Source organism: Pseudomonas sp. LD120 (assembly GCF_009861525.1).
GTDB lineage: Bacteria > Pseudomonadota > Gammaproteobacteria > Pseudomonadales > Pseudomonadaceae > Aquipseudomonas.
Window position 1 is genome coordinate 1,257,273 of the sequence record NZ_WVHL01000003.1, and the last position, 16,432, is coordinate 1,273,704.

Sequence of the window (16,432 nt, forward strand, 5' to 3'; positions counted from 1 at the left end):
TTGGGGGCTTTCCAGTTTCAGGTAATCAATTGGTTCAAGCTAAGGATTGGCATCAGGATCGCCAGTACGATGACCAGCACCGAGGCACCCATGAACACCAGCATCGCCGGCTCGAACAGGCCGACCAGTAGGGCGATGCGGTTGGCCAGTTGCGCTTCCTGCTGTTTGGCGGCGCGTTCGAGCATGCTGTCCAACTCGCCGGAGCGCTCACCGCTGGCGATCATGTAGAGCATCATCGGCGGGAAACTGCCGTTGAGTTCCAGGGTCCGGGTCAGGCTGATACCTTCGCGTACTCCCCGGACGATGTCTTTCAGACCCGTACGAATTTTCTGATTGGCCACCACCTCGCTGGCGATCGCCAGGGCGTCCAGCAGCGGTACGCCACTGCGTCCGAGAATCGCCAGGGTGCTGACAAACCGCGTGCAGTTGCTGGCCCGCACCAGGCCGCCGATCAGCGGCAGGCGCAGCACCAGGGCGTGCCAGCGTTCGCGGTTGCCCGGCTTGCGCAGAGCGATTCGCCCTAGGGTGATCCCGGCGCCGATCAGGATCAGCAGTGGCAGGCCATAGTCACGCAGCACGGCGCTGGTGGCGATCAGGCCACGGGTCAGCAGCGGCAATTCCTGGCCACTGTCGATAAACACCTTGATCACATCCGGCACCACGAAGCCCAAGAGAAAACCGACGATGCTGATGGCCGCCACCATCAGGATGCTCGGGTAGAGCATGGCCAGCTGGATCTGCTGGCGCGCGGCCTGACTGGCTTCGGTGTAGTCGGCGAGGTTGATCAGCACCTGATCCAGGTGTCCGGAACGTTCGCCGGCCGCCACCGTGGCCCGGTAGAGATCGGGAAAGGCCTTGGGGTAGCCGCTCAGGGCCACCGCCAGGCTGTAGCCCTCCAGGACTCGGGCGCGTATGGCCAGCAGCATGCTTTTCAGGCGTTGTTTTTCGCACTGCGCGGCCACGGCGGCGAGCACTTCTTCCAGGGGCAGCGAGGCTTGTACCAGGGTGGCCAACTGGCGGGTCAGCAGCGCCAGTTCCGCGCTGCTCAGGCCGCCGCCTGAGACTTTGACGCTGCCCGCGCCGTTGCCGCGCTTGCCAGTGCTGGCGCTGACCTTCAGGGCGATCAGTTGCCGTTCGCGCAGCATTTGCCGAGCCTGTCGTGGGCTGTCGGCTTCCAGTACGCCCGTGTTTTTTTTTCCAGCGGCGCACATCGCCAGGTATTCGTAGGCGGCCATCTTCAGTCCCTCTGGGTAACCCGCAGCAACTCTTCCAGGCTGGTCTGCCCTTGCAGCACCATGGCCTGACCGTCGTCGAACAGGCTTGGGCTGTGCTGCCGGGCGTGGCTCACCAGTTCATGTTCGCCCGCGCCGGTGTGGATCAACTGGCGCAGGGTGTCGTCGAACAGCACCAGTTCGTAAATCCCCCGCCGGCCGCGATAGCCCGACTGCTGGCAGTGCGCGCAACCCACGGGGCGATACAGCGGTGGCGCGGCGTCGAGCTCCAGGCCCAGGCGTTCACAGGCCGCGGCATCGGCGTGGTACGGCTCCTTGCACTCGGGGCACAGCACGCGCACCAGACGCTGGGCGAGCACCCCCAACAACGACGTGCAAAGCAAAAACGACTCGATGCCCATGTCCACCAGGCGGGTCACCGCACCGATGGCGCTGTTGGTGTGCAAGGTCGAGAGCACCAGGTGCCCGGTGAGGGAAGCCTGCACGGCGATTTCCGCGGTTTCGCGGTCGCGGATCTCGCCCACCATCACCACGTCCGGGTCCTGGCGCAGGATGGCCCGCAAGCCCCGGGCAAAGGTCATGTCGACCTTGGCGTTGACCTGGGTCTGGCCGATCCCGGTCAGGTGATACTCCACCGGGTCCTCGATGGTCAGGATGTTGCGCTCCAGGCTGTTGAGGCTGGCCAGCCCGGCGTACAGCGTGGTGGTCTTGCCGGAGCCGGTAGGGCCGGTGACCAACAGAATGCCGTGGGGTTTATGCAGGGCGTTTTCCAGGCGCTGGCGCACCCTCTCGTTCATGCCCAGGTGGCCCAGGTCCAGGCGTCCGGCCTGTTTGTCCAGCAAACGCATCACCACCCGTTCGCCGTGGCTGGAGGGCAAGGTCGAGACCCGCACGTCCACCTCGTGTCCGGCAATGCGCAAGGCAATGCGGCCGTCCTGAGGGATGCGTTTTTCAGCGATGTCGAGCTTGGCCATGACCTTGATCCGCGACACCAGCAAGGTGGCCAGTTCACGCCGCGGGCGCAGGACTTCACGCAGCAGGCCGTCGACCCGCAGGCGCACTGAGAGGTGTTCTTCAAAGGCTTCCAGATGCACGTCGGAGGCCTTGCTCTTGACCGCTTCGCTGAGGATTGCGTTGATCAGGCGGATGATCGGCGCGTCGTCTTCCTGCTCCATCAGGTCGGTGGTTTTCGGCAGTTGCTCGGCGAGGCTGGAAAGGTCGAACTCTTCATCGAACTGCTCGCCCAGGCCATCGGCTACGTGCTTGGCGTCGTTCTGCCCGTCGCGGTAGTGGGCGGCCATGCGCTGGGCGAAAGCCGGTTCATCGAGCACTTCACTGCGCAGCGGGCCGCCGTTGAAGCGGCGCACTTCGGCGATCACCGACCACGGCGTATTGGCCCGGCAATAGAGCACGGCGCCCTGGGCCTGATGCTCCAGGACCACGCCATGGCGGCGGGCGTAGGCAAAGGCCAGGCGCGGACTTTGGTTGGGTGTGATCATGGTTTTCGTGCAGCCTCGTTGGCGCGCATGTCGATCAAGCCCTGGTCTCCAGCGCTGTTGGCATCGAACAACTGGTGCGGGTTCGGCGGCAACTGACCGCGGGTCTTGCCATCCAGGGTGCGCAGCGAGCGTAGGTTGTTGTACTTCTGGCTGCTGAGTTGGTCGGCATTGGCGCTGCTACGCAGCAGGGTAGGGCGCAGGAACACCATCAGGTTGGTCTTTTCGTTGACTTCCTTGTGGCTGCTGAACAGCCGACCGACCCACGGAATATCTCCCAGCAACGGCACTTTGCTGACCTGGACCTTGACGTTGTCCTTGATCAGGCCACCGAGAACGATGATTTGCCCGTCGTTGGCCAGGATGGTGCTTTTCACCGAGCGCTTGTTGGTGATGACGTCGCTGGTGCTGATGCCCGGCGGTGCGGCGGCCAGCTCCGAGCTTTCCTGTTCGACCTGCAGGCGCAGGAAGTTGCCTTCGTTAATGTGCGGGGTGACTTTCAGGGTAATCCCGACATCTTTGCGCTCCACCGTGGTGAAGGGGTTGCTGGCCCCGGCGGTGTCGGTGGTGTAGGAGCCGGTCTGGAACGGCACGTTCTGGCCCACAAGGATTTCCGCCTGCTCGTTGTCCAGAGTCAGCAGGCTCGGGGTCGACAGCAGGTTGTTGTTGGAGTCGCTGGACAGGGCGGTGATCAGCGCGCCGAAGTTGCTGCTGCCCAGGCCGATGATGGCACCGTCCGGCAGGGTCGGGCTCTTGCCGTTTTCCAGGTTGCCCAGCAGGGTGCCGATGCTCAGGCCGGCGCTGTTGAAGTTGCTGACGGCGCCCCATTTGCCCCGGCCACCGGCCCACTGCACGCCAAGGGCCTGGTTGATGTCGCCGCTGACCTCGACGATCGCAGCTTCTACTAGCACTTGGGCGCGGGGCTGGTCGAGCTCGTCGATGATGCTTTCAAAGGTCGCCAATTGTGCTGGCGAGGCCATCAGTACCAACGCGTTCTGGCTTTCATCGGCGCTTACCAACACCGGGTTGTCCTGTTTCTGGCCGTCGCCGCGATTGCCGGACTCCATGCGTTTGCCGATGCCGCTGAGCAGCTCTTCAAGCTTCTTCGCATCGCCATGGTTGATGCGGCGCACTCGGGCGTTTTCGCTGGCGTTATTCGGTACATCCAGGCTTTGCGCCAGGCGTTGCATCTGCTGGCGAATCGGCGCCGGGCCCACCAGGATCAGGCGGTTGCTGCGGGCATCGCCAATGGCTTTGGCACTGGTGATGGCACCACCGCTGTCGGTCAGGCTGTCGGTCAGGGTCTTGGCCACGTCGCCGGCCCAGGCGTGCTTGAGCTGGAGGATGTTGAACTGGCGGCCGCCAGCGTTATCCAGTTCGCTCACGACTTGGCGGATGCGCTGCACATTGTTGGCGCTGTCGGAGACGATCAGCGAGTTGGACGTGGTGGACGGCGCCATGTAAGCGTCCGCCGCCACCAGTGGGCGTACGGCGGCGGCCACTTCGCTGGCATTGCTGTTGTTCAGCTCGATGACATTGGTGATGAATTCATCGCTGGCGCCGCTGGGCTCGACATGGGCCTTGGTCTTGGCTTCGGCCACCGGCAGGATCAGCACCCGATCCCCTTGGTCCATTGCCACATACCCCTGGCTGCGCAAGGCTGTGAGAAACAGCGAGTAGATGCCTGTCTGGTCCATGGCGGTGCTGGATTGCACGGTGACTTTACCATTCAGACGCGGGTCGAGAATCATCGTCTTGCCGGTGATTTGCCCGACTTCGTTGACCAGGTCGCGCAGTTCCGCGTCCTTCATGTTCAGGGTCCACTGTTGCGCGTGAGGGTTTTTTTCAGCGGCGTGCAGAGGACCGATCAAGGTGCCAAGGGTCAGCAGGGAGCCTGCGATAAAAGCTAGTTTCATGGTGTTTGGGGGGTCACAAAGAAGGTTGAACATAACTGTCGGCTGCCCGCGCGGCGGTGCTGGACGGCGGCGCTTGAGGCGCAGGCAGAGGGATCAGCAAGGGGGTGGCGTGGCTCGTCAGGAACAGGGCCTGGTCCTCGCCAAAACGTTGTACACGCACCTGCTCGGTGCCGATTTCACGCAGGCTTCCGCCGCCGGGCAAGGGTTCGCCGATACGGTAGAAACGGCTGCCCTCGGGGGATTCGATCAGCGCCCGAGACAGCTCCGGGCGGCTTTCCACCAGGCTCGCCAGCAGCTTCAGCGGCACTTGGGGCTGGTTGCCAGCCGCTTCCTGGGGTAGCACACCGAACAACCGGGCAATAGCTGCCGTGTCCGGTGGCAGACTCGGTGCCACCACCACTTCGGGGGGCGGCGGATGACCGTTCTGGTCCAGGCCCTGCAGCCATCGCCAGCTGTCATGGCTAAGCCAGGTCAGCCAGCCCAGCAGCAACGCCACCGCGCCGACCCGCAGGACGAGGCGTGGACAAAAACGCAGTGACTTCATAAAGACATGCGCCGCAACAGCTTTTCACCGCGCCAGTGATGCACTGCCACTGCGGCCACGTGCCCGATCACCAACAGGGCCAGGGCGATGCAGCAATATTTATGCACGACGTTGAAAAAGTCGGTGAGCAGTTGTTCATGCAGCGGTTGTTGCAGGTACAGCAGGCCGAACAGATTGATGGGGCGATCCATCATCAGCACACCAGTGACCAATACCAGACCCGTCATGACATAGAGCGCCAAGTGGCCAGCCTTGGCCAGCAAGCGGGCGACTCGATTGGGGGATGCCGGTTCCTGATGGTCCAGGGCACAGAGAATTCGCAGACCAAACAACGGGATCAGCATGAAGGTCAACGACACGTTGATGAAGTTGATGCTGTCGGCTATCGCGGCGGGCAGTGTGAACAAGGCGTTACTGAAGCCGCTGATCGTCGCCCAGATAATGATGATGGCGAAGGTCCAGTGCAGCAGTACGTGGGGTTTTGAGTAGTTGCAGGTAGACATAGGGGGCATAACTGGCAAAAAGAGGCGTGGCACCGAAGCGCCACGCCAGGGGTTAGCGAAGGTGTGATTTAGTTGCGATCCCAAGCCGCTTGCCATGCGTGACCTACGCCTGGCTCATAGGCGTTGGAGCCGGCAGTCCACTGAGTGCACCAGCCGGCAACCGCGCCGGTCTTGCAGGTGTAGGTGTTGCCGTCTTTAGGCTGCAGGACCACGGTGCCGCCCTTGTAGCTTTTCAGACCCTGTGGGAACACGTAGTCGTAGTTGCCCGGGGTTTCACCACCGCCGCTGCTTTCTTCCTGCTTGAGGGTGAAGCTGGCGCTCTGTTGCAGCAGTTCACCTTTTTTCGAAGTGGCTACCACGGTCAGGTCGTACTTGCCCGGAGCTTGACCGTTGAGGGTCATGGAGAAGTGCGGGGTGTTGCCGGCAGGTGCCTGCTGGAAGGCCACGCTTTCGCCCTTGGCGTTGAACACCGTGGCTTTGATGGTGTAGTCGCCGCCCTTGGCGATGGCGTTGAAGTGCAGATCAACCTTGCCATCTTTCAGGGTGTATTCAGGCTGCATGCCGGTGATGGACAGTTCGCCTGGCTTGGCCGCCTGCTCCTTGTCGATGATCACGTTGACGATGTCGCTGCCTTTCTTGACCAGGATTTCGTTGCGGCCGTAGTTCGGCACGACTTCGTCCTTGTCGTTGAGCACGCCCATCTGGTAGCCCAGCTTGGCGTTGTTGACCATCTTGGCCAGGGCATGGGGCCAGACGTCGGCCTTGGTCAGCTCGGCGGAATCGATGTTCAGGACCACTTGCTTGGCGCTCAGTTCGTTCTGGGCGTTGAACACGCGAGTCTTGACCTTGTCACCCAGGCTCAGGGCTTCAGGTTGTACGGCGCCGACGGTGTTCCAGGACGATGGAATGGTCGTGCCGTTGTCGATGTTCAGGTCGATCACGCTGTAGAAGGTGGCGTCGGTGTCGTGGACTTTCCAGGTGGCCAGCAGGACGTGGTAGCCGCTGCGGTCAGACGGGATGTTCACCGTGTGCTGGGTGGTGCCTTGGGCAGGCGCCGGAGTATCCAGGGCGGGCCATGGCTGATCCAGCAGCGGCTTGAGCTCGAACGAATCGCGGGTCAGCGGCTGGTTCGGGTTCCAGTCTTTTTTGGTGATGTAGAACTGCCAGTAGCGAGTGGCGTGACCGGCGGTGTATTTCCAGGTGAAGGTTTGCGGACCTGGCTTGATGGTGTTCTTGACCCAGCGGGTAGCCGACTGTTCGTTGATTTCGGAGAAGCGCATCAGACCGCCTGCGGCGATGGTGCCGTTGGCCGGGCCGCATTGGGTGAAGTCGCCGGTGCAGGCCTGAGCATCACTTGGGAAGTGCTTGATGCCGCCTTCGTTCGGGCGTCCGATGTACTCGGCGCTTTGCGGTTCATAGGCGATGTTGCCGCAGTTGGTATTGATGTAGCCGCCTGGTTGGCCACACAACATGGAGCGCGACTTAGGCGATTCGATGTAACCGTGAGCGGACGCCTGTTGAGCGGCAAGACCGGCAGCACCCATGGCCAGTACCAAGGGTAGTTTGAGGAATGAACGAGCTCGGTTGGAATTGATCATTGTTAAAGCCTTAAGCAGAAAAAATGGAATGCAAAGGCGCTCGGAGCCGTGGCTGGTGACCACCGGGTGGTTGAATTACACAACTCCGGGAGCAATTACAGGCTACGTGGCAGGGCCTTGAGGGGACATGGGACGAGTACTAGAGGTGATCGGCAGGCAAAAAAAAACGTGGCACATCAGTGCCACGCTCAAGGTCAAATCCTGGTGCTAGTTGTTATTGGCGATCCCAGGCCATGGTCCAGTGGCTGCCAGTGCCCGGCTCGTAATGAGTCGCACCGGATTTCCACTGGATGCAGTAGCCGCTGTACGGGAATGGCTTGCACTTGTAGGTGTTGCCGTCTTTAGGTTGCAGGACCACGGTGCCAGCTTTGTAGCTGCTCAGGCCTTGTGGGAACACGTGGTCATATTGGCCACTGTTCTCGCCGCCGCCTTCACCATTACCGCCGCCGTCACCACCGCCAGTGCTTTCTTCCTGTTTCAGGATGAAGCTGGCGCTCTGTTGCAACAGTTCGCCTTTCTTGGAAGTGGCCACCACGGTCAGGTCGTACTTGCCCGGAGCTTGACCGTTGAGGGTCATGGAGAAGTGCGGGGTGTTGCCGGCTGGCGCTTGCTGGAAGGCCACACTTTCACCCTTGGCGTTGAACACCGTGGCTTTGATCGTGTAGTCGCCGCCCTTGGCGATGGCGTTGAAGTGCAAATCAACCTTGCCGTCTTTCAGGGTGTATTCAGGTTGCATGCCGGTGATGGACAGTTCGCCCGGCTTGGCCGCCTGCTCCTTGTCGATCATCACGTTGACGATGTCGCTGCCTTTCTTGACCAGGATTTCGTTGCGGCCGTAGTTCGGCACGACTTCGTCTTTGTCGTTGAGCACGCCCATCTGGTAGCCCAGCTTGGCGTTGTTGACCATCTTGGCCAGTGCATGGGGCCACACGTCGGCCTTGGCCAGTTCGGCGGAATCGATGTTCAGTACCACTTGCTTGGCGCTCAGTTCGTTCTGGGCGTTGAACACGCGAGTCTTGACCTTGTCACCCAGGCTCAGGGCTTCAGGTTGTACGGCGCCGACGGTGTTCCAGGACGATGGAATGGTGGCACCGTTGTCGATGTTCAGGTCGACCACGCTGTAGAAGGTGGCGTCGGTGTCGTGGACTTTCCAAGTGGCCAGCAGGACGTGGTAGCCGCTGCGGTCAGACGGGATGTTCACGGTGTGCTGGGTGGTGCCCTGGGCGGGTGCCGGGGTGTTCAGGGAAGGCCATGGCTGATCCAGCAGCGGCTTGAGCTCGAACGAATCGCGGGTCAGCGGCTGGTTCGGGTTCCAGTCTTTTTTGGTGATGTAGAACTGCCAGTAGCGAGTGGCGTGACCGGCGGTGTATTTCCAGGTGAAGGTTTGCGGACCTGGCTTGATGGTGTTCTTGGCCCAGCGGGTGGCCGACTGCTCATTGAGCTCGGAGAAGCGATCCAGGCCGCCTGCGGCGATGGTGCCGTTGGCTGGGCCGCATTGGGTAAAGTCACCGGTGCACGCCTGGGCGTTGCTTGGGAAGTGCGAGCCGCCGCCCGGGCGCCCGATGTATTCCACGCTCTGTGGTTCGTAGGTGATGGCGCCGCAGTTGGCATTGAGGTTGCCGCCAGCGCTGCTGCACATGAAAGAGCGGGCTTTCGGAGTTTCGATGTAACCGTGCGCGGACGCCTGCTGAGCAGCAAGACCGGCAGCGCTCATGGCCAGGACCAGAGGAAGTTTAAGGAACGAGCGGGCTCGGGTGGAATACTTCATGGATAACGCCTTCAACAATTAAGTAGTGAGAGGTTCATGGGCTCGGGGATGTGATTGGGGACCGGTTTGATAGAGCGGTTGGCGTCCGTGCCAGCACCCCCCGAGAGCAGTGAAAGGCTACGTGGCGGGTGCGTGGCGGACCATGGTACGAGTACGAGAGTTAGCGCCAGCTTCAGGGGGAGGCGGGTGCTGTGTTGCAACGCTGGAAGGTTCTCCACGGTGGCCCTCGCTGGCGCCTCTGAAATCAGGCGCCACACGAGGGAAGGGCGGAACCGGGCTTATGTCTGACGAGTACGAGAATGCACGAAGGGCGCGCGGGCGATGCCCCGTGACCACGGCTTGAGCGGTTGGCGCAAGGCTGCCAGATCGCTCTTGGCCTGTTCGAAGATTCGTTCCATGGCATTCAGCAGATCGGCCTGGCAGCGGCGAATCGCATCCGGCTGCTGTGGGTCGGCTTGGCGCAGGGCCTGGCAGGCACAGGCCATTTCTCTGGCGTCGATCAGGCAGGCCACGCCGGTCAGTCGATGGCTCAGGTCGCCAATGGTATGGGCGAGACTGCTCAGGTCGATCTCGCGCAGAGACTGAATTTCCTGCTGCAGGTTCTTGGTCAGTTCCAGAAGAATACGGCGCCGCAGGATCGAGCTGTTGCGGCCATGCTCGTCCAGGTGCTCGAGGCTGAACCAGCGGGTGTGCCCGGGCGCTTCGTCGACTGGCGTGTGGCTGCCGAGGACTTCCTGCAGGCGCGCCAGGGTCACGGGTTTGATCATCAGGTCGTTCATCCCGGCGTTGGAGCATTGGGTGGCTTCGTTGCTCAGGGCGCTGGCGGTGTAGCCAATGATCAGGCGCGGCGACATGCGGCGTCGCTGTTCGTCTTCGCGCACTGCGCGGGTCAAGGCGTAGCCGTCCATGTCCGGCATGTTGCAGTCACTGATCAATACGTCGTAGGTTTTTTCGCTCAGGGCCAGCAAGGCCTCTTCACCACTGCACACATGCTCGGCCTGATGCCCCAGGCGCTCCAGTTGCAAGGTCAGCACCAGGCCGTTGGTGGAGACATCGTCCACCACCAGCACCCGCAGCGGTCGGGTGGCGTGTTGCTCTGCTGTCTGGGGTTCGGGGGCGGGGGGCTGGCTCCGCTGCCAGTTCAAAGGCAATTGCACGTGTACGCTGCAACCTTGGTCCGGCTGGCTTTCCAGCCAGATATGGCCCTCCATCAATTGCGTCAGTTGGTGGCAGATGCTCAAGCCCAGGCCTGAGCCGCCGTAGAGGTGCGCGGTGCGCGCGCTGGCCTGGCGATAGGGCTCGAAGATCAACGGTTGCAGGGCCAGGGGGATGCCGATACCGCTGTCGCACACACTCAGGGTCAAGCGGCTGACGCCCTCGTGCAACGGGCTTTCCGTGACGCGCACGGTGATGTGGCCCTGGTCGGTGAACTTCAGCGCGTTGCTGATCAGGTTGTGGAAAATCTGCTGCAGGCGCAGCGAGTCAATCCAATACAGGCGCTGCGGATCGGCCTGGTAGTCGAAGCGCAACTGCAGGTTCTTCTCCCGAGCCTGGGCGGCGAACAGGCTGAGGCTGTTGTTCAACAGTGGTTCCAGGGCCGTGGGATGGGGCGCCAGTTGCATCAGGCCACTCTCGATCTTGTCCAGGTCGAGGATGTTGCCGATCAGGTCGATCATCGAGGTCGCCGATTGTTGGGCGACCCGCAGGTTGTGCGAGGGGGTATTGCGGCCGCTGGTTTCAAGTTCCAGTAGCCCCACCAGAGCGTTGAGCGGGGTGCGCAACTCGTGGCTCATGGAGGCCAGGAACTCACTTTTGGCGGCGCTGGCCTTGAGTGCCACTTGTTTGGCTTCGCGTAGTTTGATCTCCAGGTGCTTGCGCTCGGAGATATCCAGCCAGCCTCCCAGCAGTCCCTGCAGTTGACCGCGGGCGTTGTAGAACGGCACCAGCCACTGATACAGGTAACGTTGCTCGCCCTTGATCGTCAGGCTGGTGTCGAGAAAGCGCGGCCGGTGGTTGTGCAGCAGTTGCTGATGTTCGTCCTGCAGCGCGTGGGCAAAGTCTGCGGGCATGTTTATCTGTTCGGTGGGCAGGCAGCCTTTGACCTGGGCCTCGCTGGTGGCGAAAAACTCCTCATAGGCACGGTTGCAGGTGTTCAAGCGCCCGTGCAGGTCGCACACGTACAGCGGGGTCGGCAAGCCGTTGAGCAGGGAGAACTGAAACGCCAGCTTATCCTGCAAGAGCGTTTGGGCGCTGAGGCGCTCCTTGACTTGGATCTTCAACCGCCAGTTCCACAGCAGGGACAGGACGAAAACCACCAGTACCACGATACCGACATGCCAAGCCTGCTCGACGGCCCATTCCCAGACATTGTTCTGGGGGCGTTCGGCGATCACCTGGATATCGCTTTGCGGCGAGCGCGACAGCGAGTCCAGCAGTTTGTTGAGGATGCTCAGCAACTCGGCGGAATCGGCACCCACGGCAAATTGATGGGGCCTGGGCGTGGCTTTGATCGACAGGCCGTACTGCAGTCCTGGTCCGGGTTGTACCTGCTTGGCGCCGGGGCTGTCGAGGGTGGCGTCGACCCGCCGCTGGCGCACCAGCTCCAGGGACTGCTGGTAGTTTTCGGTGAGCAGTAGCTGGATTTTCGGGTAACGCAGGCGCAGGTATTCGTGTAGAGGGTGATAACGCGAGAGCGAGAGTTGGCGGCCCTCCAAGGCTTCCAGCGAGCTGGGGGAACTGTCGCCCTGGCGAATGATGAAACTCCAGTTGCGGGTGCCGTAGGGCTGACTCAAACGCAGCCCTTTGGCGGTGTCGCCGACGCCCATCGCGCGGCTTGCCAGATTCGCGCCGCCCAGGGTCAGTTGTTGCAGGTCGTCGGCCCGCGACAGGCTGGGCTGGATGTTCAGTTTCAGGCGAAACGAATCGGCCAGGGTCTGTAACAGATCGATGCCCAGTCCGGCCCATTGACCATCGCTGGTGCGGTACAGGTAGGGCGGTGTTTCCTCGGCCAGCAGGTTGATCTGCTCATGCCGCTTCAGCCACGCCAGTTCCTGGGGGTTGAGCATCAATGCGTCGGTGGGGGAATAGGGGAACGGTCCGTAACTGGCCTGTTCTTGAACCTTTGACTTCAACGGGCCGGGGATGCCCTGCAACACATGGTTGATCAGGGCCAGCAGGGTCGACTGGTCGTCGCGCACGGCGAAGGCGAAGCCGACATTGGGCAAATGCGCGGCCAGTTTGTTTTGCAGATCCAGGTCTGGGCGGGCCTGCAGGTACAGCCCGGCGCGAAATTGATCGCCGATGAATGCATCCGCTTTGCCCTGGGCCAGTTGTTCCAAGGCCAGGGCAGTGGTGCGCACGGTCTGTATTTCTGCCTTGGGGTAGGCCTGTAGCACCTTGTCTGTTCGCAGGTAATTTTTCAGCACCAGTACGCGCTTGCCCCACAGGTCCAGAGGCAGGCTTTGATCGCTGGCGCGGCCAACGATGATTGGCTGATTGTTCAGATACGGCAGGCTCAGGCGCAGGCTCGGGTTGGCGGCTTCGAACTCGGTGGCGCGGGCCAGCAAATCAACTCGGTGTTCCAGCAGCGCCTCCACCGCGGCTTGCGGCGATGGCACTTCGACTTGTTGGAAGTGCAGGTCCAACTGGTCGCCAATCAGCTTCAGATACTCGTCGGAGATCGACTTCAGTACCTGATTGCCGGCGCTTTCCAGGGGCCGCTCGGGGGGGACGATGCGTGCCACTTTCAGGGTCTTGCACGGTAGGCTGTCACGCAGTGCCAGCAGCTTGCTCAACGGCAGATTGTTATCCGTTAGGACTGCGTAACGGTTATCGGCGCTGGCTGGTACCAGGGCGCCCAGGCCGAACAGGGGGATCAGCAGCAAGCAACAGCGCTGCATCCTCCGGCGCACGAAGGAAAGCGAAATCAGGGGCATAGGGGGGAGGCTCCGGGTTTTGCCGCGTTCGCGACTCAGGAAAGACCGTGTTCCTGGATGTACAGAAAAAGACTGGCTGAGGTGTCCAGGCCAAGCTTGCGCATGGCGCTGCTCTTTTGTGTGCTGATGGTCTGTTTGCTGCGGCACAGGTGCTGGGCAATGGCGCCGATGCTCATGCCGGTGCCATACAGGCGCAGCACTTCGATCTCTCTGGCCGACAACTGTTCGGGCTGCAGCAGCGGCTTGCCATGCAGGGCGGTGCTGGTGTCGAGCAGGTGCTGGATCGACGGTGACACGAAGGGCGCGCGCGGGTTGGCCGCGACCGCCTTGGGCAGGTCGTTGAGCAGGCCGCGCTTGCTCACCAGGCCCTGGATGCCGAGCTTGAGCACGCTACTGATCAGTGCCGTGTTGTCGAGCATGGTGATGACCACGATGGCCAACTCCGGGTAGCGTGAGCGCAGGCGTCTGATCAGACGAATCCCATCCACCTGATCGCCGCCGGGCATCATCAGGTCGGTCAGCAGTAGGTCGCAGGGCTGGCGCTGCAGGTTCTCCAACAGGGTTTCCACGCTGTGGGCTTGGGCGACAACCTGGAGGTCGGCGCGTTTATCCAGCAGGGTGTGTATCCCGATCAGGGTCAGGGGATGGTCATCGGCTATCTGGACGCGGGTCGGCATCGTTTTGGGCTACTCGGCTTTTTGACAGGATTTGGCGCACAGCAACAGGCGGCTTCCTTGGGTGGAGCGGCAATGTGCTAGTGGGGTGGTCAGAGGTTTCGCAGGGTATCACTGAAAATGACGCCAAAAAGCCGACGGAATAATTTTAGGAAACGTCTTAAGTTTTGTAGGAATATTCTTGAAATGTTGTAGATGGACTCGTCGCAATGATGCAGGAAACGCCTCTAGGTCGGGTGTTCCAGTGTCATTCAGGTGTACTTGCTTGTGGTGTTTCGAACCCTGACAAAGAGGGCGAGTCTGCGGGCTATTCAGTGCGTGGAATTGGCGGCCTATCGGCGATTTTTGCAGCTTTTAATGCACAATCATGAATGTTGTTGGTTTGTCTGGCGTGGCGTGGCGTCGGTGCGGCTCGGCTCGGCCGAGCGCCGGCGGCCGGCGCGAGGAAGGGGCCAGGACAGCATCGGCGTGGTGTTTTGCCGTGATCGGCTCCCGCCTTACACCGGGCTGTAGATCCGCGGGGCGCTGCGATGGGGCACGTGGATCAGATTGAGGCGGTGCTTGTTGGCCCATTGCACGGTCAGTGCCGTGGGGGCCGAAAGGCTGACCAGGGTTCCGAGACGGGCGCGCACTGCTTTGTGGATCAACTCCAGGCTGCAGCGGCTGGTGACCACGGTGAAGCCTCGGCGGGCGTCGATCCCGGCGTTCAGCAGGGCGCCGATCAGCTTGTCCAGGGCGTTGTGGCGGCCAATGTCTTCCTGGCACAGGCGTACCTCGCCCTGCGCGTCCAAATACAGCGCGGCATGCAGCGCACCGCTGCTGCGGGCCATGTGCTGGGCCTGTTCGATGCGCTCACGCAGGCCCAGCAGGTGTTCGGCGGGGGGCAGGGGCGAAGGTTCGAGTATCTGCAGTTGCGGCAGCGCCTGTTCCAGGGCCTCCACGCCGCACAGCCCGCAGCCGCTGGTCCCGGCCATTTGTCGGCGATGGTCCTTGAGGGCCCAGAACGCCCGGCTGGAAATCTGCACCTCGGCCTGGCAGGCCTGGGGAAAGTGGCTGAGGCGGATGTCGTAGATTTCGCCAAGGTCGCTGACGATGTCGTTGGTGATGCTGAAGCCGCGAATGAAGTCTTCCAGATTGCCGGGAGACACCATCATCACCGCCTGGCTCAGGCCGTTGTAGGTGATGGCCAGGGCGATTTCGGCGGCCAGCGGCGCTTCGTTCACCCCGCCTTCGGGGCTGTATTCGCGATAGGCCACGCGCTGTGGCGCCGGTGCCGGCGCGTTGGCCTCGGGCAGTTGATCCGGCTGTTCGATCGGGCAAACCATGACGGTACCTCAATGCATTCAGTAATGGCACCTGCTGTTAAACGCGTCCGGGGCTGTGTCGGCGCAGGTGTCAGGCCAGGGGCCTGGGGTCTGTCTCAGACAGTAGCTCAGGGGTGTTGAAATTACTCAGTCGCGGGTCGTCTTCGGCACAGTGCACGGCGTTCAGTCGGCGCGGGTCAAGGGCTCGCAGCAGACTGCGTTCTCCGTGGTCCCAGGCCTGACGCAAAGGTTCCAGCAGCGCCGTGGGCAGCAGGCTGAACATCGGCTGCCAGTGCCCGGCCTGTTGCACCATCACGGGTTGATCGCAGGCCTTGCGGGCATCCAGCAGGGCCTGGATCAGCGTGGCATCGATCTTCGGCGCATCGCAGGCCAGGACCAGCAGCCAGGGATGGCGGGCCACCGCCAAGCCAGCCAGCACGCCCGCCAGGGGACCGGGGAAGCCTTGCTGCGCATCGCTCACCCACTGGTCGGCGTAGGCACGGTAGCGCTCGGCGTTGCGGTTGCAGGAAATGATCAGGTCATCGCTGAAGGGACGAACCACAGCCTGCACATGGGCAATCAACGGCGCGCCCCGCCAGAGCAGCAAGCCTTTGTCCCGTCCACCCATGCGTGCCCCGCGCCCGCCCGCCAGCAACAGGATCGAGCAGGGCTGAGCGGCAGGGGCGACGGGGCGGGTGACGGGCATGGTTCAGGGCACGGTGGAGTGGCGGGCGCAAACCATCTCATTGTCTGGCCGGTACGTCCAATCAGGTGTGTTGAATGGCCGATTGATGCGGCTGATCGAGAGGGCTTGCGTCCTGTCATGGCGGGGCGAGATGCGCCAGTACCGGGCGCTCTTGCCCAGGCGCTGGCGCATCTCGCCCAGGGTCGCCGCCAACTGCCGGGTCAGCAACCGGTAGCCGTCCAGGGCCGAATACACCGGCGCTTCCAGGGCGTTCTCGGGGCTGCCTTCCATAGGTTTTTCCAGGCGCTGGGTAACCCCCGTTTGCAGGGCCCGGGCCATGCCGATCAGCAGTACGCGGATCGGCCGGTACTCGGCCTTGAGCGCCAGTTGCATCTGCACCATGGTCTGCGGATCACTGGCGTCGCGGCGGGTATTGCCGAGGATCTCCAGGGGGTCGATGGCCCGCTCGGCGGCTTTTTTGCCGATGTTGCCGTGATGCTGCAGACCGCCGATCACCACCAGCATGGTCATCGAGGCCCATTCGCCGTGGGGCAGGTTGAGGCCGATGGTCAGCAAGATGGTGGCGATCAGGCCGAGGGCGACCCGCACCGCGTGGATCAGCCGGGCGTGACGCTAGCGCCGGTACGGGTCCAGCGCGGGACGCAGCAGGCGGCGCAGCAAGGGGGGCAGGGTGATGCTTGGCAGGAACTTGAACGGGCCCAGGCTGGTTTCTCCCAGTGGCATGAGTGGCTGAAAGCGTGGCCGGGACTCGGCGCG

At 62.3% G+C, this 16,432-nt stretch carries 11 protein-coding genes and 1 pseudogene; all 12 read right to left on the reverse strand.

Annotated features, from left to right (window positions below; all coding sequences use genetic code 11):
- Nucleotides 1-17 precede the first annotated feature (17 nt).
- Nucleotides 18-1,235 carry a type II secretion system inner membrane protein GspF gene (gspF, locus tag PLD_RS11975; RefSeq protein WP_159892835.1) on the reverse strand — a complete coding sequence of 406 codons (1,218 nt, stop codon included), beginning with the start codon at nucleotides 1,233-1,235 and terminating at the stop codon, nucleotides 18-20.
- A 2-nt stretch (nucleotides 1,236-1,237) separates the two neighbouring features.
- Entirely contained in the window at nucleotides 1,238-2,731 is a 1,494-nt protein-coding gene (gene gspE / locus PLD_RS11980) for a type II secretion system ATPase GspE (protein WP_159892837.1), read from the reverse strand.
- Nucleotides 2,728-4,644 (reverse strand): type II secretion system secretin GspD, encoded by a 1,917-nt coding sequence (gene gspD, locus PLD_RS11985; protein ID WP_159892839.1) that lies wholly within the window; start codon nucleotides 4,642-4,644, stop codon nucleotides 2,728-2,730. The genes gspE and gspD overlap by 4 nt, the downstream gene beginning before the upstream one ends.
- 13 nt (nucleotides 4,645-4,657) lie before the next feature.
- Nucleotides 4,658-5,188, reverse strand: a complete 531-nt coding sequence (locus PLD_RS11990) for a type II secretion system protein N (RefSeq protein WP_159892841.1) — start codon at nucleotides 5,186-5,188, stop codon at nucleotides 4,658-4,660.
- On the reverse strand, nucleotides 5,185-5,691 hold the full coding sequence (locus PLD_RS11995; RefSeq protein ID WP_159892843.1) for a cytochrome b: 507 nt from the start codon (nucleotides 5,689-5,691) through the stop codon (nucleotides 5,185-5,187). The genes PLD_RS11990 and PLD_RS11995 overlap by 4 nt, the downstream gene beginning before the upstream one ends.
- Before the next feature lie 68 nt (nucleotides 5,692-5,759).
- Nucleotides 5,760-7,289 carry an N-acetylglucosamine-binding protein GbpA gene (gbpA, locus tag PLD_RS12000; RefSeq protein ID WP_159892845.1) on the reverse strand — a complete coding sequence of 510 codons (1,530 nt, stop codon included), beginning with the start codon at nucleotides 7,287-7,289 and terminating at the stop codon, nucleotides 5,760-5,762.
- Nucleotides 7,290-7,503: 214 nt separating this feature from the next.
- Entirely contained in the window at nucleotides 7,504-9,057 is a 1,554-nt protein-coding gene (gene gbpA, locus PLD_RS12005) for an N-acetylglucosamine-binding protein GbpA (protein WP_159892847.1), read from the reverse strand.
- A gap of 278 nt (nucleotides 9,058-9,335) precedes the next feature.
- Nucleotides 9,336-12,992, reverse strand: coding sequence for an ATP-binding protein (locus tag PLD_RS12010; protein WP_159892849.1), 3,657 nt, complete (start codon nucleotides 12,990-12,992; stop codon nucleotides 9,336-9,338).
- A 35-nt stretch (nucleotides 12,993-13,027) separates the two neighbouring features.
- The gene (locus PLD_RS12015) at nucleotides 13,028-13,669 is read right to left on the reverse strand and encodes a response regulator transcription factor (RefSeq protein WP_159892851.1); all 642 of its coding nucleotides are present in this window, start codon (nucleotides 13,667-13,669) and stop codon (nucleotides 13,028-13,030) included.
- Nucleotides 13,670-14,163: 494 nt separating this feature from the next.
- On the reverse strand, nucleotides 14,164-14,991 hold the full coding sequence (gene fdhD, locus PLD_RS12020) for a formate dehydrogenase accessory sulfurtransferase FdhD (RefSeq protein WP_159892853.1): 828 nt from the start codon (nucleotides 14,989-14,991) through the stop codon (nucleotides 14,164-14,166).
- 70 nt (nucleotides 14,992-15,061) lie between these two features.
- Nucleotides 15,062-15,676 (reverse strand): molybdenum cofactor guanylyltransferase MobA, encoded by a 615-nt coding sequence (gene mobA, locus PLD_RS12025; protein ID WP_159892856.1) that lies wholly within the window; start codon nucleotides 15,674-15,676, stop codon nucleotides 15,062-15,064.
- A 129-nt stretch (nucleotides 15,677-15,805) separates the two neighbouring features.
- Nucleotides 15,806-16,276: pseudogene (locus PLD_RS12030) on the reverse strand (hypothetical protein); the annotation flags it as partial.
- Nucleotides 16,277-16,432 lie beyond the last annotated feature (156 nt).

Excerpts from the sequence above, each read along its gene's own strand:
- gspF (WP_159892835.1), bottom strand. The coding sequence starts at position 1,235 with ATGGCCGCCTACGAATACCTGGCGATGTGCGCCGCTGGAAAAAAAAAC.
- gspE (WP_159892837.1), bottom strand. The coding sequence starts at position 2,731 with ATGATCACACCCAACCAAAGTCCGCGCCTGGCCTTTGCCTACGCCCGC.
- gspD (WP_159892839.1), bottom strand. The coding sequence starts at position 4,644 with ATGAAACTAGCTTTTATCGCAGGCTCCCTGCTGACCCTTGGCACCTTG.
- PLD_RS11990 (WP_159892841.1), bottom strand. The coding sequence starts at position 5,188 with ATGAAGTCACTGCGTTTTTGTCCACGCCTCGTCCTGCGGGTCGGCGCG.
- PLD_RS11995 (WP_159892843.1), bottom strand. The coding sequence starts at position 5,691 with ATGTCTACCTGCAACTACTCAAAACCCCACGTACTGCTGCACTGGACC.
- gbpA (WP_159892845.1), bottom strand. The coding sequence starts at position 7,289 with ATGATCAATTCCAACCGAGCTCGTTCATTCCTCAAACTACCCTTGGTA.
- gbpA (WP_159892847.1), bottom strand. The coding sequence starts at position 9,057 with ATGAAGTATTCCACCCGAGCCCGCTCGTTCCTTAAACTTCCTCTGGTC.
- PLD_RS12010 (WP_159892849.1), bottom strand. The coding sequence starts at position 12,992 with ATGCCCCTGATTTCGCTTTCCTTCGTGCGCCGGAGGATGCAGCGCTGT.
- PLD_RS12015 (WP_159892851.1), bottom strand. The coding sequence starts at position 13,669 with ATGCCGACCCGCGTCCAGATAGCCGATGACCATCCCCTGACCCTGATC.
- fdhD (WP_159892853.1), bottom strand. The coding sequence starts at position 14,991 with ATGGTTTGCCCGATCGAACAGCCGGATCAACTGCCCGAGGCCAACGCG.
- mobA (WP_159892856.1), bottom strand. The coding sequence starts at position 15,676 with ATGCCCGTCACCCGCCCCGTCGCCCCTGCCGCTCAGCCCTGCTCGATC.